At 69.9% G+C, this 19,199-nt stretch carries 17 protein-coding genes; 13 read left to right on the forward strand and 4 right to left on the reverse strand.

All coding sequences use genetic code 11. The annotated features are described in order from the left end of the window. The first annotated feature begins 59 nt into the window (after positions 1 to 59). Entirely contained in the window at positions 60 to 1,619 is a 1,560-nt protein-coding gene (locus ACIPSJ_RS49915; protein ID WP_401356710.1) for a DUF6083 domain-containing protein, read from the forward strand. A gap of 442 nt (positions 1,620 to 2,061) precedes the next feature. Here ACIPSJ_RS49915 and ACIPSJ_RS49920 read toward each other — a convergent pair whose 3' ends face one another. From ACIPSJ_RS49920 to ACIPSJ_RS49935, 4 genes are read right to left on the reverse strand one after another with little or no spacing between them, the layout of a single operon-like run. After that, positions 2,062 to 2,940 (reverse strand): ATP-binding cassette domain-containing protein, encoded by an 879-nt coding sequence (locus ACIPSJ_RS49920; protein ID WP_401356712.1) that lies wholly within the window; start codon positions 2,938 to 2,940, stop codon positions 2,062 to 2,064. Continuing rightward, the gene (locus tag ACIPSJ_RS49925; RefSeq protein ID WP_401356715.1) at positions 2,937 to 4,664 is read right to left on the reverse strand and encodes a dipeptide/oligopeptide/nickel ABC transporter permease/ATP-binding protein; all 1,728 of its coding nucleotides are present in this window, start codon (positions 4,662 to 4,664) and stop codon (positions 2,937 to 2,939) included. The genes ACIPSJ_RS49920 and ACIPSJ_RS49925 overlap by 4 nt, the downstream gene beginning before the upstream one ends. Beyond that, positions 4,661 to 5,611 (reverse strand): ABC transporter permease, encoded by a 951-nt coding sequence (locus ACIPSJ_RS49930; RefSeq protein ID WP_401356717.1) that lies wholly within the window; start codon positions 5,609 to 5,611, stop codon positions 4,661 to 4,663. The genes ACIPSJ_RS49925 and ACIPSJ_RS49930 overlap by 4 nt, the downstream gene beginning before the upstream one ends. 17 nt (positions 5,612 to 5,628) lie before the next feature. Further along, positions 5,629 to 7,188: an ABC transporter substrate-binding protein gene (locus ACIPSJ_RS49935; RefSeq protein WP_401356719.1), complete on the reverse strand. Its 1,560-nt coding sequence runs from the start codon at positions 7,186 to 7,188 to the stop codon at positions 5,629 to 5,631. A 447-nt stretch (positions 7,189 to 7,635) separates the two neighbouring features. Between ACIPSJ_RS49935 and ACIPSJ_RS49940 the strand changes: the two genes are divergently transcribed. The 12 genes from ACIPSJ_RS49940 (at position 7,636) to ACIPSJ_RS49995 (ending at position 19,104) form a co-directional block, all read left to right on the forward strand. Further along, positions 7,636 to 9,111, forward strand: coding sequence for an FAD-dependent oxidoreductase (locus tag ACIPSJ_RS49940; protein ID WP_401356721.1), 1,476 nt, complete (start codon positions 7,636 to 7,638; stop codon positions 9,109 to 9,111). Beyond that, on the forward strand, positions 9,108 to 10,592 hold the full coding sequence (locus ACIPSJ_RS49945; protein ID WP_401356724.1) for an FAD-dependent oxidoreductase: 1,485 nt from the start codon (positions 9,108 to 9,110) through the stop codon (positions 10,590 to 10,592). Before ACIPSJ_RS49940 ends, ACIPSJ_RS49945 begins: the two co-directional genes overlap by 4 nt. Positions 10,593 to 10,639: 47 nt before the next feature. Then, a complete protein-coding gene (locus ACIPSJ_RS49950; protein ID WP_401356726.1) occupies positions 10,640 to 11,332 on the forward strand; it encodes a nuclear transport factor 2 family protein in 693 nt (230 codons plus the stop codon). 105 nt (positions 11,333 to 11,437) lie between these two features. Further along, complete coding sequence (locus tag ACIPSJ_RS49955; protein ID WP_401356728.1) at positions 11,438 to 13,339, forward strand: 2-oxoacid:acceptor oxidoreductase subunit alpha; 1,902 nt, start codon at positions 11,438 to 11,440, stop codon at positions 13,337 to 13,339. After that, complete coding sequence (locus ACIPSJ_RS49960) at positions 13,336 to 14,448, forward strand: 2-oxoacid:ferredoxin oxidoreductase subunit beta (RefSeq protein WP_401356730.1); 1,113 nt, start codon at positions 13,336 to 13,338, stop codon at positions 14,446 to 14,448. The genes ACIPSJ_RS49955 and ACIPSJ_RS49960 overlap by 4 nt, the downstream gene beginning before the upstream one ends. Next, positions 14,445 to 14,753: a ferredoxin gene (gene fdxA, locus ACIPSJ_RS49965; protein WP_401356732.1), complete on the forward strand. Its 309-nt coding sequence runs from the start codon at positions 14,445 to 14,447 to the stop codon at positions 14,751 to 14,753. The genes ACIPSJ_RS49960 and fdxA overlap by 4 nt, the downstream gene beginning before the upstream one ends. Positions 14,754 to 14,766: 13 nt before the next feature. After that, a complete protein-coding gene (locus ACIPSJ_RS49970) occupies positions 14,767 to 15,552 on the forward strand; it encodes an SDR family NAD(P)-dependent oxidoreductase (RefSeq protein WP_401356734.1) in 786 nt (261 codons plus the stop codon). A 45-nt stretch (positions 15,553 to 15,597) separates the two neighbouring features. Then, entirely contained in the window at positions 15,598 to 16,842 is a 1,245-nt protein-coding gene (locus ACIPSJ_RS49975) for a hypothetical protein (protein WP_401356736.1), read from the forward strand. 108 nt (positions 16,843 to 16,950) lie between these two features. Next, positions 16,951 to 17,337 (forward strand): hypothetical protein, encoded by a 387-nt coding sequence (locus ACIPSJ_RS49980; protein ID WP_401356739.1) that lies wholly within the window; start codon positions 16,951 to 16,953, stop codon positions 17,335 to 17,337. Positions 17,338 to 17,672: 335 nt separating this feature from the next. Beyond that, complete coding sequence (locus ACIPSJ_RS49985) at positions 17,673 to 18,371, forward strand: aldo/keto reductase (RefSeq protein ID WP_401356741.1); 699 nt, start codon at positions 17,673 to 17,675, stop codon at positions 18,369 to 18,371. 19 nt (positions 18,372 to 18,390) lie between these two features. After that, positions 18,391 to 18,567: a hypothetical protein gene (locus ACIPSJ_RS49990; RefSeq protein WP_401356743.1), complete on the forward strand. Its 177-nt coding sequence runs from the start codon at positions 18,391 to 18,393 to the stop codon at positions 18,565 to 18,567. A 120-nt stretch (positions 18,568 to 18,687) separates the two neighbouring features. Next, the gene (locus tag ACIPSJ_RS49995; RefSeq protein WP_401356745.1) at positions 18,688 to 19,104 is read left to right on the forward strand and encodes a hypothetical protein; all 417 of its coding nucleotides are present in this window, start codon (positions 18,688 to 18,690) and stop codon (positions 19,102 to 19,104) included. The last annotated feature ends 95 nt before the right edge of the window (positions 19,105 to 19,199 follow it).

The following is a 19,199-nucleotide window of genomic DNA, read 5'->3' on the forward strand; positions in this document are numbered from 1 at the left end:
GTGTGACATCCCCGAAGCCGCCTGCGGCCATCGGCGCATCACCTGGCACGGTCTCCGCCATGCACCCCGACTCCCTGCCCACGCACCGCCACTGGGACGGCAGCTCCCGCCATGCTCCTCGCCGCCGCGGCCTGCAGATCGCCCCGGCTGGCCCGAGCTGGCTGCTGCGCGCAGGGCAGAGCGGCCGCTGCCGGCACTGCGGCAACCGCGTCGACTGGTACCCTCGCCACGACGATCGCCCCATCGCTCTGCACCCCGCGGACGTCGCCGTCGTCGGCACCCCCGCGTCCTGCCGCTGGCACATCGGCGGTGGCATCGCCCACCCCCACGACGACGGCAGCGCCTGGTGCCGCATCCCCCACGCCGCCCTCTGCCCCCAGCAGCCGTTGCATTCCCACACCGGCCATACCCGGCTCACGGCGCTGCGCCGCGAACTCGCCGTGAACTCCCGACGCCTCATTGACACCGGCGCCTTCACCCCCCGACCCTGCCCCCACACTCCCGCGGCCGTGCCAACCGCCGAGGCCGGACAACCCGCCCGCCCCATCGTCCGGATCCTCCTCGTCCCCTACCTCGGCCGCAGCCCCCTCGAAGACATCCGCTGCGTCGCCCAGACGCGCCACCACCGCCGTTGCACCCATCCGGTCCTCGCCCCAGGCCACCTGGCAGGCCGGTGGAGACTTCTGCCCACCGGACCCACCCGCGGCCAGCTCACCCTCCCCGACACCACGATGGCCGTCTACGACCTCAGCCACCTGCCCTACGCCCACCAACTGCGCTGGCGCGCCCAGCGCTGCCCCACCCACACCACGGGACCCGCCCTCGATCTCGCCCTCGCCGACTGGCAGGTCTTCGACCCCTCCTGCACGCCGCCCACATCCATTGCCACTTCCCGCACCCGCCGACGCCGAGTGGGGACACGGACCGGCGATGACCCAGCACGCCCTGGAGGTCGTCCTCACCCGCCCTGTGCCCCCGCAGGCTCTGTGAGGTGCTGCCCGCATCCTGCCGCTCGCCGCCAACCACGACGCCACCCACCTCCTGGCCCTGGTACGGGCTACGCCCCCCACAGCGCCGCCGGCTCGACGACCTGCTGCCTATCGACGTCATCACCACCCACTACTCGGACGCAGACCACAAGATCCTGCTCAACATCGTCTTTCCGCCCGCCACTCACATTCTGCTCGAGGCCGAGCGCAGTCCCCGGCGAGACTGTGCGAAGAGGCCGGATGGGTGCCCGTTGGTGCTATGGTCCAGTCTTTCCTCGTAAGTGGAGCCACGGGAAGCTTCTAGCGTCTGTCTTTTCCGAATGGGCATATGGCTTCCTGGAGTTCGTCTTCCAGATGATCCCTCCAGGTTGGGGCCTTCCGGAGTATGCGGGGGCGGTTGATGGGGATTACTCCGCGGAGATTGAAAGGGTTCATCGAATCCGCGATGAACTCCTCGGCGCCGTAGGTGCCGGATCTACTATTGAGGAAATTCCGGACGTCAAGGAAGACGCTGTGGACTTCACCGAAAGCGGATGCTGGAGGATTGGTCGGGGATACCTCTCGGTCGGGGTGGCGCATGCCGATGAGGATTCTCCGATCTTGCTGCTTACTCGGTTGAGACAGTCGTAGGGTCCGATAGTGCTGGTAAATTGCTTAGCTGTTGAGGCCCCACCGGAAGTATTTCCGATGGGGCCTCAACAGTGTTTGATGGCAGTATCAATGGACGGGTTCTGCACAAAGGTGAGGTTCGTCGCCGTCGCTGAGTTCGATGATGGATTCCGGGGGCCTGCGCAGACGTGTCCGAGGAGGTTGAGGCGTTACGTTGGGGAGTACCGGTGGAAAGCTAAGACCCGTAACGTAACGGCATTGCCGTTAGGGCATGTCTGCACCGCATGCAGAACCCAACCCGGGGTTCCAGAGCGCGGTTCACGAACGGGGCGTACGGACGCCGATCGGCAGAAGTGGCTTCGCAGGGACCAGGCAGAGCGTCACGGTTGGTCATGCTCCCGGCCGAGACTGGCGGCGACGGAGCACGACACGGTGTTCCCATCCGAGGTAATAGCCGTGTCGGTCATCTCACGGTGCCGTCACCCTCCGTCCGACGTCGGTTGCGCCGCTCTCCCTGGGCGACAGGATCGGCCAGCGGCATGGCCGCCACCAGTGCCTGGGTGTACGGATGCGTGGGCTCAGTGGCGATCCGCTCGGCCGGTCCCTCCTCGACCACCTGTCCACGCCGCATGACGACCGTGCGGTCGGACATGCAGCGGACCACGTCGAGGTTGTGGGCGATGAACAGGTAGCTGATCCCGAAGCGCACCTGCAAGTCGCGCAGCAGGCGCAGGATCTGGGCCTGGATCGAGACGTCCAGTGCGCTCGTCGGCTCGTCGCAGATCACCAGGCGCGGGGAGACGACCAGGGCCCGCGCGATGGCGATCCGCTGCCGCTGCCCGCCGGAGAACGAGCCGGGGTAGCGGTCTGCGGCGTCAGCGGGCAGACCGACCAGTTCGAGGATGTTCTGGATCTTCGCTCTCCGGGTGGTCCGGTCACCGCGTCCGGACGCCAACAGCGGTTCGGTGAGCGTGCTGCCGACCGTACGCGTCGGGTTGAGCGAGCTGTACGGGTCCTGGAACACGTACTGGATGTGCCGCGCCAGCCGGCGGCGGTCGCGGTGCGCGGCCCGGGTGATGTCGTGTCCGTCGAAGGTGATCCGGCCCCCGCAGGGCTCGGCCAGACCGACGATGCTCCGGGCGAGCGTCGACTTGCCGGACCCGGACTCGCCGACCACACCCACCGTCTCGCCCGGGGCGATCGTCAGGCTGACCCCGTCCACGGCAGCGCGGCCGCTATCCCGAGGCCGCCTGCGGTAGCTGACCCGCAGATCTTCGACCGCCAGCAGCGGTTCCGCGGTGCGGGCTCCGGCCGTGAAGGCCGTAGTGTGCTGCTCTGTCACTTGTCGGCTCCTTCGTGACGGAATTCGGCGATCATCTGAGTCGGGGCCGACGCGAGCAGGGTCTGCGTGTAGGCGTGCTGGGGGTCGGTATACAGCTGGAGCACCGGGCCGTGCTCGACGATCTCCCCGTTTCTCAGCACAGCGGCCCGGTCACACAGGTCGGCGACGACGCCCCAGTCGTGCGTGATCAGGAGCAGGGCCATGCCGGTCTCCGCCTGGATGCCGCGCAGCAGGTCGAGGATCTCGGCCTGGACCGTGACATCGAGGGCTGTCGTGGGCTCATCGGCGATCAGCAGCCTGGGACGGCAGGCCAGGGCGCGGGCGATAGCCACGCGCTGGGCCATGCCGCCGGACAGCTCGTGTGGATACCGGCGGGCCACCGCCTCCGGATCTTCCAGCCTGACCTGGTCGAACAGGGCGATCGCCGTCTCGCGAGCCTGTGCCGCCGTCAGGCCGCGGTGCCGGCGCAGGGCTTCCGCGACCAGGTGGCCGACCCGCCAGGAAGGGTCGAGGGAGGCGTGTGGCTCCTGGGACACGTAGCCCATCCGCAGCCGGGACCGTTGCGCCGGGGCGAAGTGGGCGATGCCGGTGATGTCCTGTCCCGCGAGGCCGACACGGCCCGCCTCGATCTCGCCGCCGACGAGGATGCCCATGACGGCCCGGGCGATGGCGGTCTTGCCGCTGCCGGACTCGCCGACCAGCCCCAGCGTCTCCCCGGCGCGCAGGGTGAGGCTCACCCTGCGCACCACCGTGCGGTGTCCTTCGGTGGAGGGGTATCGGATGCTCAGGTCCTCAAGGCGCAGGACCGTGTCGTCGGCGTTAGCGTCGAAGGGGGTGCCGAGGCGGCGGTCGACCAGCACGCGTGGTGGCGGGACAGGGCGCGTGGTGCCACTCCACTGCTCGGTGACGATGTCGCGGAGCCCGTCGCCCGCAAGTCCGCAGGCGATGACGGTGAGTCCGATCGCGGCACCCGAGAACAGCACCAGCCACGGGCTGGATCCCATGATCTGGGCGCCGTCGCCGATCATCAGGCCCCACGAGGGGTTCGGCGGCTGGGTGCCGAAGCCGAGATAGGCGATGCCGGTGGACAGCAGGAGCGCCATGCCAGTGAGCAGGGCGCCCTGGACGAGGACCACTCCGCCGATCCGCGGCAGGACGTGTCGCCACATGATCCGCCAGGAGGAGAGGCCCGCGACGCGGGCCGCGTCGATGAACGCCTCGCGGCGCATGTCGAGGGTGGCCGCCCGCACCACGCGCAGGAACGGTGCGCTGAGCATCAGGCCCATGGCGATCATCGCGTAGTGCACATGGCTGCCGAAGATGGCCAGGACCACCAACAGGACGACCATGCCGGGCATGGCCATGACGACGTCGTCCGCCGCGATCACCGCGCGGTCCACCCTGCCGCCGACGAACCCGGCCAGCACTCCCAGGGGTATGCCGACAGCGAGGGCCACCGTGACGGCCTCGGTCGTGTAGAGGAGCGAGGGACGGGCGCCCCAGATGAGGCGGCTCAGGGTGTCGCGGCCCGTCTGGTCGGTGCCGAGCGGGTGCGCCCAGCCAGGGCCCAGCCGGGCGTCGGCCAGCTCGCCCTCGGTTGGGGACGGCAGGTGCAGCCACGGGGCGGCGAGGGCGAGCGCCACGAACAGGACGAGGAAGGCGAGGGAGGCCAGCGCCACCCGCTTGCGGGCGAGACGGCGCGGCAGGCTGGCGAGGGCGTTCATGAGACGTTCCGGAGTTTGGGGTTGATGAGGGCGAACAGCACGTCGACCAGCAGGTTCGCGAGCACGACGAGCGCGCAGAAGTAGACGGCCGCGCCGACGATCAGCGGCAGATCGTGGTCCAGGGCGGCGCGCACCACGGTCGAGCCCAGTCCTGGCAGCGCGAAGACGTTCTCGACGATGACGGTGCCGCCGAGTACGGCGACGAACTGGGTGCCTCCGACCGCCACCACGGGGATGGCGGCGTTGCGCAGTACGTGCAGGAACAGCAGACGCCGCAGCGGAAGGCCGTCGGCGCGCAGGGCGCGGATGTACTCCTGCCTCAGAACGCCGTCCACACTCTCCCGGGTCTGCTTGGCGACGGCGGCGACACCGCCGACCGCCACCGCGACCACTGGCAGCACCAGACTGCGCAGCCAGCCAAACGGTGAGTCGGCGAAGGCGACGAAACCGGTGGCGGGCAGCCAGTGCAGGCGCACGCCGAAGTACTCGCCCAGGACCAGGGCGACCCAGAACGACGGCAGGGCCAGTCCAGTGAGCGCGACGAGGTCGATGAGCCGGGCGACCACACCGCCCCGCAGAGCGGCCAGGGTTCCGGCGGCGACCCCGACGGCCATGGTCACCAGGACCGCGCCGACCGTCAGGGGGAGGGTCACGCTGAGGTCGGCGTTCAAGGTGGAGGCGACGGACTGCGGTGCGATCAGCGAACTCCCCAGGTCACCGCACAGGGCGTTACCGACCCAGGAGGCGTACTGCGCCCACAGCGGCCGGTCGAGGCCCAACTGAGAACGCAGCGCCGTGATCTGCTGGGCGGTCGCGGTGTTGCCGAGGATGCTGCGGGCGGGATCACCGGGGATCAGGGCGACCAGCACGAAGGTCAGCGCCGACACCACGAACAGCAGCGCGAACCCGACGGCCAGCCTCCTGACGACGAGTTGACGGATAGTCATGTCTATTTACCTCGGGGTTACTTTGCCGCGAAGGCGTAGGAGGCGGCGGGGCCGATCATGGTCGGCTGAGGGGTGACATAGGACTTGGCGGGAAGGGCGACGTCGGTGCTGATCAGGTCGACGTTGGTGCGGGTGACGATGGGCAGACCGACGGCCGAGCCGGTGAGGTAGGCGTTGAGTTTCACCAGTGCCGCCTGGATCGCGGACGTTCCGGAGGCCGTGGCGGCGGCGTTCAGGAGCCGCATGGCCGTGGGGTCGGCGGTGGAGGAGGGGTTGAGCAGGGACTTCGGTGACACGATGGACTGGGTGGCGGTGGAGTACAGGTCGACGGAGGCGAGATTGAACAGCGCCGCGTCGTACGTGCCCGAGGCGAGCTTGGACTGGAGCTGGGGGAACGTGCCGGTGTTGACGGTCAGTTCGACCTTGACTCCGATCTTGGCCAGCTGGCTCCTGAGGACCTGGCCCAGCGATCCGCCGGGGTCGGCAGTCTGGTCGGTGAGCAGCTTGAGCGTGAAGCCCTTGGTGTATCCCGCGGAGCTGAGCAGCTGCTTGGCTTTGGCGGTGTCGTACGAGTAGGCGTTGTCGAGATCGGAGCTGTAGCCGGCGAGTCCGCGCGGGGTGAACTGGTCCTGGGCGACGGCGAATCCACCGTAGAAGTCCTTGACGATCGTGTTCCGGTCGATCGCGTAGGAGAGCGCCTGGCGGACGGCCTTGGACGCCAGGGGCCCGGACTTGGTGTCGAGGAACTGGGCCACCATCCAGGTCGTGTTGCCCTTGAGCTGCTGGAAGCCGTTCGCGGCGGCGACGCCGGTCTGGCCGAGGGAGATCTGGGTGGCGTCCTGGATCTGGCCGGACTTGAGGGCGTTCAGGCGGGCGCTGTCGGTGGCGTACGTCCGGATCTGGATCTTCTTGTAGCGGATCGCGGACTGGCTGAAGTAGGTCTTGCCGGCCACGAAGGTGTACACCGATCCGGTCCGGGTGGCCGAGGCGTCGAGGTTGTACTGGCCGACGCCGTCGGTGGAGGTCTCCAGACTCTTCGGGCTCGCGAGGCCCTTGGGACCGATGATCAGCCCGATGCCCCAGAACTGGGTCAGGGAGTCCACGGCGTTGGGGAAAGCCGACTTGTAGGTGATGCGGACCGTGTGCTGTCCGACCGCCTTGACGGCGGAGACCGGGCCCGCCGCGGCGAGGTTGGAGTTCGGGGTCTTCAGGAAGTAGTCGATGGAGTTCTTCACGGCCTGCGCGGTGAGCGGTGTGCCGTCCGAGAACTTCGCACCCGAGCGCAGCGTCAGCTCGAAGGTGCGGTTGCCGCTGCCGACGTAGCCCCACTTGGTGGCCAGATCCGGCACGTAGGAGCCGTCGTTCGCCCGGTAGATCAGCGGGTCGTAGGCGTACACCAGGGTGGGGCTGATGGGGCTGAGGACCGGGTTGAGGCTCGGCAGCGACATCTGAAGGCCGATGGCGAGGGTGTCGCCGCCCCCCGTGCTGCCGGTGGAGCCGCCGCTTCCGCAGGCGGCAGTGGCGGAGATCAGCAGCGCCACGCCGGCGACGGCGGCGGCCCGGCGGGTTCGGTTCATGTGGGCTCCCTGGACGTACGTACCGCCGGCAGGCTGGCCGTGGCGGTTCGACCAGGAGTGGAACAGCTCCCGAAAGGGCTGGGAATACGGCCGGATGATCGATCTGGGCGATCTCTGGTATCGCCGGGGCCGTTGGTGCGTGTGCGAGCGCCCTTGAAGAAGCCCGAACCACCTGTTCGGAGGCATCGCATGGGGCTTACGCGACATAACTAGCGTGTCAATTTTTATCGCATAAAAGCCATTTGTCCACAAGGGTTGGCGGCCCCTTGTATCGCGGCGGCCGATGGGTGAACCTCTGATTTCCCATTTCACGCATATCGGAAATCTCCAACCGCCCGTCCGATCCCTCGGATCCCCACGCGCGATGCCGCAACCTCTTGGCCTGACCGACGGGGCCTGCCCAGACTGCTCGCACCCTCACACCAGCGCCGATCAGGAGGCTCACCCGTGCAACCAAGCACATCCGCAGACGTCGTCGTCATCGGCGGCGGCGGCGCAGGGCCGGTCGCCGCCGTCGCGGCCCAGGACATCGGCGCGGGCCGCGTGCTCCTGATCGAGGAGCGCGCCAAGCTCGGCGGCAACGCCGTCTTCGCCACCGGACTGTGGGCCTGCGAGACCCGCCAGCAGCGCGACGCCATCGTCGACGTGTCGGCCGACGAGGTGTTCCGCACCGCGATGGCATGGCACCACCACGAACGGGTCGACCCGCGCATCCTGCGCGCCGTCATCAACAAGTCGGGGCAGACCATCGCCTGGCTGACGGAGAAGACCGGCATCGACTTCCTCATCAGCGTCGAGTACAAGATGTCCCCCGACCACGCCCCGACCTGGCACGTCCCGGCCCGGCTCGAAGACCACGGCGGGCACACCCTGCTCAAGTTCAGCCAGGTCGTCCGCGCCCTCGGAGAGACGTTCCAGTCCCGTGGCGGAGAGGTGTGGACCGGCGCCAAGGCAGTCGCCCTGCGCACCGACGAGAACGGCGCGGTCACCGGCGTGGTCGTCGAACGCGACGGCCGGGAGGAATTCGTCGAGACCCGCGCCGTGGTGCTCGCCACCGGCGGCTTCCACGGAGACTCGGAACTCATGCGGAAGTACTTCTACTTCTACGACGAGTCCCTGGCCGGCTTCCGTATCCCGATGACCGGCGACGGCATCAGGATGGCCGCGGAGGTCGGAGTCCGCCTCGAACCGCACGCCACGCTGATCAAGGAGACCTGCTCCAGCAGCGAGCGACCCAACGAGTACAGCCTCGGCCCCGCCACCCGCCAGCCCGACACCGTCTGGGTCAACCGGCTGGGCCGCCGCTTCAGCGACGAGGCCGTGGCGATCCACCTCCAGACCGGCGCCAACCCGCTGCTGCGCCAGCCCGGCATGACCGGCTTCGCCCTCTACGACGACGCCATGATCCGCGACGTCGACGACAACGGCTGGCTGCTGCCCCGCGCCCCGCTGCGCCCCGCACATCTGCGCAAGCACCTGGACAGCGCTGCCGCCGTGGGCGACTGGGCGGTCACCGCCAACTCGTGGGCGGAGGTCGCCGCCTGGATCGGCGCACCGGCCGAGGCCCTGGAGAAGACCGTCGCCGACTACAACGAGCACTGCGCCCGCGGCTACGACGCCGAGTTCGTCAAGGACCGCCGCTATCTGCGCGCCCTGGTGGAACCGCCGTTCCACGCCATCCGGTTCGGCCCGATGATGATCGACACCGTCGGCCCGGTCCGGGTGGACGAGGAGATGCACGCCCTCGGCGAGGACTTCAGTCCCGTGCCCGGCCTGTACGTGTCCGGCTCGATGGCCTCCGGCTGGCAAGGTGCCGACTACTGCGGTCAGCACCTGTTCGGCATGGCACTCGGCTTCGCCGTGAACTCCGGCCGGATCGCGGGCGAGCAGGCGGGCCGGTATGCCGAGGAGGCCAGGCCATGACCGGCGGGACACACACCGAAGCGCGTGCCGAAGCACAGCACGACACCGCCGACGTCGTCGTCCTCGGTACCGGCTGCGCCGGGCTCGCGGCGGCCGTCAGCGCCGCCGAGGCGGGCGCCCGGGTCCTCGTCCTGGAGAAGACCGAGCGGGTCGGCGGAGCCATCCACGGCGGCGCGGGACTCTTCGCCGTCGGGACGCGCATGCAGCGCGATCGGCAGATCGCGCTCACCCGCGACGAGGCGTTCCACCGGATGATGGAACACACGCAGTGGCGCAGCGACGCCCGGCTGGTCTCCGCGTACGTCGAACAGTCCGCCGACACCATCGACTGGATGGCGGGGCTGGGCGTCGAGTTCAGCGACGTGGTCGCCTACTACCTCGGTGCCCAGCCGACCTGGCACTACCGGGAGCCGGACAGCCCCGAGATCACCGGTGTGCTGGCCCAGCGCGCCCGCGAGCTCGGCGTGCGCATCCGCACCGAGTGCCGGGCGCGGGACCTGGTGACCGACGCGGCCGGCGCCGTGGTCGGCGTGACCGCCACCACAGCGGACGGTCCCCTGCGCGTGGACACCGGTGCGGTCGTGGTGGCCACCGGCGGCTTCGGCGGCTCCCCTCGGCTGATCGAACAGCACACCGGCTACCGGCACGGCACCGACCTGTTCTCCTTTTCGCACCCCGAACTGACCGGCGACGGCATCGCGTTGGCCCTCGCGGCCGGTGCCGCGCCCAGCCCGACCATGATGGAAACCTACGTCTGCCTCCCGGAGCCGTACTGGGGTCCGGGCGGAACCCCGCCCGAACTCGGCTCCTTCCGCCAGCCCAACCTGATGGTCAACGGCCTCGCCCGGCGCTTCATGGACGAGTCGGTCATGCGGCACCCGGGCTACGCGGCCAACGCGGTCGGCAGACAGCCCGGCGGGCACGGCCTGATGATCCTCACCGCGGAGATCAACGCCCACTACGAGCGGCAGGGCTGGGACTTCCTGATGTCGAAGCTCCCGCTCACCGGGCCCCCGGCTTTCGACGCCTCGGTGTCGAAAGCCGTCGCGGAGGGCTTCCCGCACATCCTGCGCGCCGGGTCGGTGGCGAAGCTGGCGGACCGCGCGGGCCTGGAACCCGTCACCCTGCGCCGCACGGTGGACGAGTACAACCATGCGTGCCGCACCGGGCGGGACACCCTCATGCACAAACCCGCCCGCTACCTGCGGCCCATCGAGGACGGCCAGGTCCTCTACGCCGCCCGGTTCTCCGTGGGCGGCTACGGCAGCCTCGGCGGCTTCGCCGTGGACGACCTGTGCCGCGCCGTCGACACCCAGGGCCTCCCGATCCCCGGCCTCTTCGGGGCCGGCCGTGACGTCAACGACCTCTACGGCGGCACCTATCCGTTCGTCATGTCGGGCAACAGCACTTCCTTCAGCTACAACTCCGGCCGCATCGCGGGCCGTTCCGCCGCGGGAACCGTCGTGGTGCACGGGCGCTGAGCGCCGAATTTCCCACAGAACCGAAAGCCAGAACCGAAAGGCTTCCCATGTCAGTCGAAACAGTTTCCAGCCGGGCCAAGGCCATGACCGTGGAGCAGCGGCTCGCCCGTATGGAGGCCACCCACGAGATCCAGAACCTGATGGGCCGCTACTCCTTCCTCCACTCCGCGAACATGCACCAGGAATGCCTCGACCTGTTCGCGATGGACACCCCCGACGTGCGGGCCGAGATGATGTGGGGCGTCTACGAGGGCCCCGAGGGCATCAAGCGCTGTTACCCCGGCTTCCATGTCTGGGCCGACGGCGACCCCACCGGCAAGATGCACATGCACGCGCTGACCACTCCGGTCATCGAGGTGGCCGACGACCTGCGGACCGCCCGCGGGGTCTGGGTCTCCCCGGGCCACGAGACCGGCCCCAGCTTCCACAAGCTGGACGACCCCACCCCGGTCGCCAACTGGGCCTGGTGCAAGTACGCCTGCGACTTCATCCTCGAGAACGGCGAGTGGAAGATCTGGCACCTGCACGTCTACGGCATCTTCATGTGCTCGTTCGAGAAGAGCTGGGCCGAGGAGCCCGACGACATGAACCCCGACGACATGCCGCCGCTGCCCACGGAGTACGCGCCGGACCGGCCGCCGACGACCCACTGGAACTACAGCCCCGACCGGGTCTACGTCAACGAGCCGGCCCCGCCGGCGCCGTACGCGGAGTTCGGCCAGGTCACCGACGCCTACTGACCCGCCCACTCCGCCCTTTCCTCACCTTGCCCCGGTTCCCCGCCCGCGTCAGCGGGGGACCGGTCCCCATCCGCCGCACGTGGTGCGGAGTTCAGGAGGAGCGCCGTGACGGCGCATACGACACAACTGGACCGGGTGGTGGTCCGGTTCGCCGGCGACTCCGGCGACGGCATGCAACTCGCCGGCGACCGCTTCACCTCGGCCGCAGCCCTGTTCGGCAACGACCTCGCGACGCTGCCAAACTACCCGGCCGAGATCCGGGCCCCGAAGGGAACCGTCCCGGGCGTCTCCTCGTTCCAGGTGCACTTCGCGGACCACGACATTCTCACCCCGGGCGACCGGCCCGACGTGCTGGTGGCGATGAACCCCGCCGCGCTCAGGGCCAATCTCGCGGACCTCGTGCCGGGCGCTGTGATCGTCGTCAACACCGATGAGTTCACCCGCCGCAACCTGTCCAGGGCCGGATACGAGGGTTCGCCCTTGGACGACGGAAGCCTGGACGCGTTCCAGGTCCACCAGGTCGCCATGGGCACCCTGACCCAGGGTGCCCTCGCCGACTCGGGGATGTCCCGCAAGGACACCGACCGCGCGAAGAACATGTTTGCGCTCGGCCTGCTGTCCTGGATGTACCACCGCCCCACCGAGGGCACCGAGCGCTTCCTGCGCGACCGGTTCGCCACCCGACCGGACCTGGCGGAGGCCAACACACGGGCGCTGCGTGCCGGTTGGAACTACGGTGAGACCACCGAGGCGTTCGCGGGCACGTACGAGATTGCCCCCGCCTCGCTTCCGCCCGGCACCTACCGGCAGATCACCGGCAACACTGCGCTCGCCTATGGCCTCATCGCGGCGGCCCGGCAGGCGGAGTTGCCGCTGCTGCTGGGCAGCTACCCGATCACGCCAGCCTCGGACATCCTCCACGAGCTGTCCCGGCACAAGGAGTTCGACGTTCTCACCTTTCAGGCGGAGGACGAGATCGCCGGCATCGGCGCCGCCCTCGGCGCGGCGTTCGGCGGCGCGCTCGGCGTGACCTCCACGTCCGGTCCGGGGCTCGCGCTCAAGAGCGAGACCGTCGGGCTCGCGGTGATGATCGAGCTTCCGCTCGTCGTTGTGGACGTACAGCGCGGCGGCCCCTCCACAGGGCTGCCCACCAAGACCGAGCAGGCCGACCTGCTCCAGGCCATGTACGGCCGCAACGGCGAGTCCCCCGTGCCGGTGCTGGCCCCGCGCTCTCCGGCAGACTGCTTCGACACCGCGCTGGAGGCGGCACGGATCGCGCTCACCTACCGCACTCCGGTGCTGCTGCTGTCGGACGGTTACCTGGCCAACGGCTCCGAACCCTGGCGGATCCCCGACGTGGACCAACTCCCCGACCTGCGACCGCAGTTCGCCACCGAGCCGAATGCCCTCGACGGCTCGGGCGCCTTCTGGCCCTACCTGCGCGATCCGGACACCCTCGCCCGCCCGTGGGCCGTGCCCGGCACGCCGGGTCTGGAGCACCGCGTCGGCGGTCTGGAGAAGGCCGACGGCAACGGCGGCATCTCCTACGACCCGGCCAACCACGAACGGATGGTCCGGCTCCGCCGAGCCAAGGTGGACGGCGTCGCCGTACCCGGCCTGGAGGTGGACGACCCCTCCGGGGACGCCCGGGTACTGGTCCTGGGCTGGGGCTCGACGTACGGCCCGATCGGCGCGGCCTGCCGCCGGGTCAGGGGACGCGGCCGGTCCGTCGCCCAGGCCCATCTACGGCACCTTAACCCGCTGCCCGGCAACACAAACGCCGTACTGAGCCGCTACGAGCGGGTGGTCGTGCCGGAGATGAACCTCGGCCAACTGGCGCCGCTGCTGCGCGCCTGCGGCGCGGCGGACGTCCACTCGGTGACCAAGGTGTCCGGAGTCCCCTTCGGCGCCGCCGAACTCGCCGACATGATTGACGACCTGCTCAACGGCCCGGCCGCCGAGACCACCCACACGCCACAGACCGCCGCACAGAGGACCGCGCCATGACCGCCATCGACCTTGACCCGCCCACCCTCCGCGGACTGGACGGCGTACCGACCGACGACCGTGGCCAGAGCGCCGCCTCGTACCGGTCGGACCAGGAGGTCCGATGGTGTCCCGGGTGCGGTGACTACGCCGTGCTGGCGGCCGTGCAGTCCTTCCTGCCCCGCCTCGGGCTGCGCCGCGAGAACATCGTCTTCGTCTCCGGCATCGGCTGCTCCTCCCGCTTCCCCTACTACCTGAACACCTACGGGATGCACTCCATCCACGGCAGGGCGCCTGCCATCGCCACCGGGCTGGCCCTCACGCGGCCTGACCTGTCGGTCTGGATTGTCACGGGCGACGGCGACGCGCTGTCCATCGGTGGCAACCACCTGATCCATGCCCTGCGCCGGAACGTCAACCTCAAGATCCTGCTCTTCAACAACCGCGTCTACGGCCTGACCAAGGGCCAGTACTCACCCACCTCAGAGCCCGGCATGATCACCAAGTCGACCCCGATGGGCTCGGTCGACCACCCCTTCAACCCCATCTCGCTGGCGCTCGGAGCCGAGGCGACCTTCGTCGCCCGAGCGCTGGACTCCGACCGAAAGGGCCTCACCGAGGTGCTGGGCGCGGCGGCCGAGCACCGGGGATCGGCGCTGGTGGAGATCTACCAGGACTGCCCCGTCTTCAACGACGGCGCCTTCGACCTGTTCAAACGGGACACCGCCGATGCCACGCGGCCGCCGGCCGTCATCCCGCTGCGCCACGGCGAGCCGCTGAGCTTCGGGCCCGACGGCGCACACCGGGTGATCCGCGACCCCGAGAGCGGCGCGCTGCGGGTCGTGGAACCCAGAGCCGGCTTCGAGACCTCCCGCACCGTCGTCCACGACACCGAGACGGCCGACCCCACCCACGCCTTCTCACTGTCCCGGCTCGGCGGACCGGCCCCCCGCCACATACCCGTGGGCGTCTTCCGCGCCGTCCGGCGCCCGTCTTACGACGACCTGGCCCGGGGCCAGCTCGAAGCCGCCCGCCAGGCCCGGCCGGCCGACCTCACCGCACTGCTCCACGGCTCCGAGACGTGGACCGTCGCCCCCGCATCCAGCTCGGCCACCGGAGAAGCTCAATGACCTACGTGATCGCCCAGCCCTGTGTGGATGTCAAGGACAAGGCATGCGTCGAGGAGTGCCCCGTCGACTGCATCTACGAGGGGGAGCGGATGCTCTACATCCACCCCGAGGAATGCGTCGACTGCGGTGCCTGCGAACCGGTCTGCCCGGTTGAGGCGATCTTCTACGAGGCCGACGTCCCCGACGACTGGGCCGCCTACACCGTCGCCAACGCGTCCGTCTTCATCGCACTGGGGTCACCGGGCGGGGCCTCCGGCACGGGCCCGCTGCCCGCCGACGCGCCTGTGGTCGCCGCACATCAGTGAAGGAGTACCGCTCATGAATACCCCCGGACGTCTGCAGGGCAAGGTCGCCCTCATCACCGGAACCGGCGGCGGCATGGGCCGCGCCGCGGCGATCCTCTTCGCGCTGGAAGGCGCCAAGGTCGTCGGTTGTGACCTGAACGCCGCCGCCAACGCCGAGACCGAGGAACTGGCCCGCAAGGCAGGCGGCGAGATGACCGCCCTCGGCCCGGTCGACCTCGGCGACCCCGATGCCGCGCGAGCCTGGGTGAACGAGGCCGCGACCCGCTACGGAGGCGTGGACGTCCTCTACAACAACGCCTCCGCGATCCGAATGGCCCCCATCGACCAACTTTCCGTGGACGACTGGCAGTTCACCCTTCGTAACGAACTCGACCAGGTCTTCTACGTCACCCGCGCGGCCTGGCCGCACCTGATCGCCAACGGCGGCGGATCCGTCATCAACGTGGGTTCCATCGCCGCCGTCCGCGGGGTGGAGTTCGTTGCCCAGAATGCCCACGCCGCCGCCAAGGCCGGCTGCATGGCACTCACCCTCCAACTCGTCGCCGAAGGCGGCAAGCACAACATCCGCGCCAACTCCGTGATCCCGGGCCCGGTCGTCACACCGGCCACCGCCCCGCTGTTCACCAGTGAGAACCCACCCGAGGCCTTCCAGAGGCTGACCCTCGACCGGATCCCCATGGGACGCCTCGGGCAGCCCGAGGACGTTGCCAAGGCCGCGCTCTTCCTCGCCTCGGACGACGCCGGATGGATCTCCGGGGCCAGCATCCTGGTCGACGGCGGACTCTCCACCCTCGGCTGACAGCCACGTCCAGGATTCAACCGACCTGACTACGACAGGAACGACATGAATCGCGGATTGCTCACCGGAAGACGCAAGCGCTGGACCGCCCTGCTCCCGGCGATGGCCGTACTGGCCGTCTCGGGTGCGGTCTGGAGTGCTCCAGTGGCCTGGGCCGACACGGTCGACCCGACCGCGTGCAGCGCACCCGGGCCCGGTGGCGGCACCGGCACGATCACCGGCACCTCTGCGTACACCCTGGACGGGGGCACGCAGACACTCTCCGACACACTATTCACCGTCACCGACGACAACGAGACCGCCGTCCTGGTCAAGAACGCGGGCACCCTCCGCCTCCAGCGTCCGACGGTGGTCACGAGCGGCAACACCGAGTCGGCGGACGATAGCAGCTTCTATGGCCTCAACGCCGCTGTACGGGCCACCGGCGCGGGCAGCGGCATCGGTGTCCGAGGCGGCAGCATCACCACGACCGGATCGGGCGCGAACGCCCTGTACGCCGACTACGACGGGTCGGTCACCATGAACGGCGGGCGCATCGACGTCTCCGGGCAGTTCGCGCACCCGGTCCTGGTCAGCCACAACGGCAGCGCGGTCCTGCGCAACGTGGACATGGTTTCCACGGCCTGCCACGGTTCCGCCGTGGCGACCGACCAGGGCGACGGCACGATCGAGGTCCGCGGTGGCCGGCTGCTGGCCACCGGCAAGTATTCGACCGTCCTCTACGCGACCGGCACCATCAAGGCCTATCGGGTCCACGGTGTCGCTCAGGCGGACAACGCCGTGGTGATGGCCGGGACCACCACCACCGTCCTCGCCGACCACAGCGACCTCACGGGCGCCGAGGAGGGCGTCCAGGGCTTTGCGATGGGCCCCAGCAGCAACACACTGACCATCCGTGGCGGTTCGCTCACCGCGCAGGGCGGCCCGGTGTTCGACTTCAGCGGCGGCACGACCGTCATCGACGTCTCCGACGGAGCCAGACTCCGCTCGGCCACGGACGAGCTGGCGACGGTCTCCGGCGGCGGCACGGTGGAGCTCAACGCTTCCCACACCCGGCTCAACGGCACTATCAGCGGAGCCGCGCTCGCACTGAGCGACGGCGCGACCTGGTCCTCGCCCATCGCCTCGACGCTGACCTCCGTCACGGGACTGCGCATCCGAGGCGACCAGGCACATGGCATCACCAGCGCCCACACCATCACCTACGACGCCTCCCTCACCGCCAACGCCTACCTGGACGGCAAAACCTACAAGCTCACCGGAGGAGGCACACTCACCCCCTCGACCTGATGAGCAGGCCCTCCCGCCACTCCCGCCAGTGGCGTCGTCGAACACGTCGCAGGACACCAACCCCTGCACCTGACCTGCGGCATCACCTCGCCACACACCGGCGCCCGCTTGGCGAACTGGCTCGCAGACCAGCTCCTCGCCTCCTACACCTTCCGCCGCGACCTGCCCCTGCACACCGACCAGGCGACGAAGACCCGCTTCCTTGCCGCACTCGGCAAGGAAGCCGCCACCGCGCTTGAGGATCCGCGCCTGCCCGACCGCTACGCCGGGGCCCAGGACGCCGCCGACATGGGCCGCATGCGGCCCTGTCTGCCGCACCTGACCACGGTGCCCGCCGATGCACGCCTGTGGGTGCGGCTGACGACCGGCCGGGCCCGGGGCACCGCGGTGACCGTGGCCGGTGAAGACCTGGTCCGTATCACCGGCGCAGGACAGGAGGTCGACGCCGCATCCGCGGCCGCGCCCCTGCTCCACCGGCTCCTGGAGACCGGCTGACATCACCTCGGCGACCTCGCCGACACTGCAGACGTGCCCCTGGCCGATGCGGCCGCCCTTGTCGCCGAGCTGGTCGCGGCGCAGATGGCGACCGTCCGCACCAAGAGGGGGGATGCGTGACCGCCTCCCTGGGGCTGGGGACCTACCGGATTCCCGGTGAGGAACTGGCCGCCGCAGCCCTGCGAGTAGCCGCCTCTCTCTGCCTGGACCGACACCGCCCCCAACTACGCCGCCGGCCGGGCTCAGACCCTCCTGGCCCCGGTCCTGGCCGCTCATCCGGCCCTGCGGGTCTCCACGAAGGCCGGGTACGTCACGCCGCCACCGGGACCGACGCGGTGCAGGCCGGTATCCTCACCGAGGACCAGGCCGTGGCCGGGCACAGCCTCACCCCCCAGTACGTGCGCTGGCAGACCGGCCGCAACCGCGAACAGCTCGGACGCGAACGACTGGACCTGGCCCTGCTGTACAACCCCGAGCATGCCCACCCTGGCGACCGCCCGGCCCTGCACCGGGCGATCCGGGACGCGTTCGCCGTCCTGGAAGAGGAGACAGCAGCCGGACACATCGCCGGCTACGGCGTCGCCACCTGGACGGGCCTGGAAGACGAAGCGTTCACGGTGGCGGAACTGCTCGCCCTGGCCGGCGAAGCCGCTGGCGGCCGTCACCACCTGGCCGCCCTCCAGATGCCGGTCAGCCTGGTGATGATGACGCTGCTCACGCAGGCCCTGCACGGCCGGGGCCCGCTCCCGGCTGCCGCTGCCGCTGGCGCAGGGCTGCGGGTGATGGCCTCCGCGCCGCTGCACGGCGGCGACCTGCCCCACATCGTCGGCCAGGACCTCGCCGACCTAATCCGGCCCGGCCTGACCCTCGCACAGGCGTGCGTTCTGACGGTTGCGTCATGCCCAGGAGTGACGGATGTCCTGGTGGCCGCCTCGGGTGCGTCACACTGGAAGGAGGCGGCTGACGCGGTCGCCCAACTGCCTCTGACCGCAGCCAAGTTGCGGGAGATCACTGGTGTACTCGCCTCCCCCTGACCCGGGCACCGAGCGCCGCATGCGCGCCCACCACGCCCGTGCCGCCCAGGCCCTTGACGTGCGGAGCGGGCCGGGTGCCGCGTTCTGGGGGTGGGCCGGGCGCACTCTGGGCGCCCCGGCCCGCACCGCCGACGGCCGGTCGGCGTGGCTGCGGCTGGTGTCCGCGCCGCCAGACAAGGCCTCGGGGAAGCTGTAGGACGGCGCCCTGGACGCTCAGCACGCCTTCGGTGACCTTGACGGGCGCAGGCCCGCCCTCCTGGCCGTCAACGACGCCGTCGACGACGGCACCGCCTACCGGGCCGAGCTGTTGGTGCGTGTGGATGAGCCGGTCCTGTCCGTCGACCCGGTCCTGTCCGTCGACCCGGTCCTCCAGCACGATCTCCCGTTGCCGGGTTCCTGGTGGACGGACCTCGCCGGGACGCTGGCGAAGGTGGCGGCCGCCACCACCGACCGTGTCGCCGTACGACAGCAGTACATGGACCGGGCGATCCCCGAGTTCGTGGGCATCGCGGCCCCCACCGTCACCACCTGGACCGCCGCCCACGGCGACGTGCACTGGGCGAACCTCACAGCTTCACCGCTGTGGATCCTGGACTGGGAGGGCTGGGGCATGGCGCCGGAGGGATTCGACGCCGCCACTCTCTACGCCTACGCACTGCTCCAGCCCGACACCGCCACCCGCGTCCGTACGGCCTTCCCCGTTCTGGGCAGCCCGGCGGGCCTCGCCACATAAGCGACGGTGTGTGCCCAACTGCTCCAGACGGTGAGCCGCGCGGACAACCTCACTCTCGAAAGACCGCTGCGCAACTGGTCCGAAGAACTCCGCCG

The sequence above is a fragment of the Streptomyces sp. NPDC090088 genome (assembly GCF_044747345.1).
GTDB lineage: Bacteria > Actinomycetota > Actinomycetes > Streptomycetales > Streptomycetaceae > Streptomyces.

Excerpts from the sequence above, each read along its gene's own strand:
- ACIPSJ_RS49915 (WP_401356710.1), top strand. The coding sequence starts at position 60 with ATGCACCCCGACTCCCTGCCCACGCACCGCCACTGGGACGGCAGCTCC.
- fdxA (WP_401356732.1), top strand. The coding sequence starts at position 14,445 with ATGACCTACGTGATCGCCCAGCCCTGTGTGGATGTCAAGGACAAGGCA.
- ACIPSJ_RS49970 (WP_401356734.1), top strand. The coding sequence starts at position 14,767 with ATGAATACCCCCGGACGTCTGCAGGGCAAGGTCGCCCTCATCACCGGA.
- ACIPSJ_RS49925 (WP_401356715.1), bottom strand. The coding sequence starts at position 4,664 with ATGAACGCCCTCGCCAGCCTGCCGCGCCGTCTCGCCCGCAAGCGGGTG.
- ACIPSJ_RS49950 (WP_401356726.1), top strand. The coding sequence starts at position 10,640 with ATGTCAGTCGAAACAGTTTCCAGCCGGGCCAAGGCCATGACCGTGGAG.
- ACIPSJ_RS49935 (WP_401356719.1), bottom strand. The coding sequence starts at position 7,188 with ATGAACCGAACCCGCCGGGCCGCCGCCGTCGCCGGCGTGGCGCTGCTG.
- ACIPSJ_RS49975 (WP_401356736.1), top strand. The coding sequence starts at position 15,598 with ATGAATCGCGGATTGCTCACCGGAAGACGCAAGCGCTGGACCGCCCTG.
- ACIPSJ_RS49990 (WP_401356743.1), top strand. The coding sequence starts at position 18,391 with ATGCGCGCCCACCACGCCCGTGCCGCCCAGGCCCTTGACGTGCGGAGC.
- ACIPSJ_RS49945 (WP_401356724.1), top strand. The coding sequence starts at position 9,108 with ATGACCGGCGGGACACACACCGAAGCGCGTGCCGAAGCACAGCACGAC.
- ACIPSJ_RS49960 (WP_401356730.1), top strand. The coding sequence starts at position 13,336 with ATGACCGCCATCGACCTTGACCCGCCCACCCTCCGCGGACTGGACGGC.
- ACIPSJ_RS49930 (WP_401356717.1), bottom strand. The coding sequence starts at position 5,611 with ATGACTATCCGTCAACTCGTCGTCAGGAGGCTGGCCGTCGGGTTCGCG.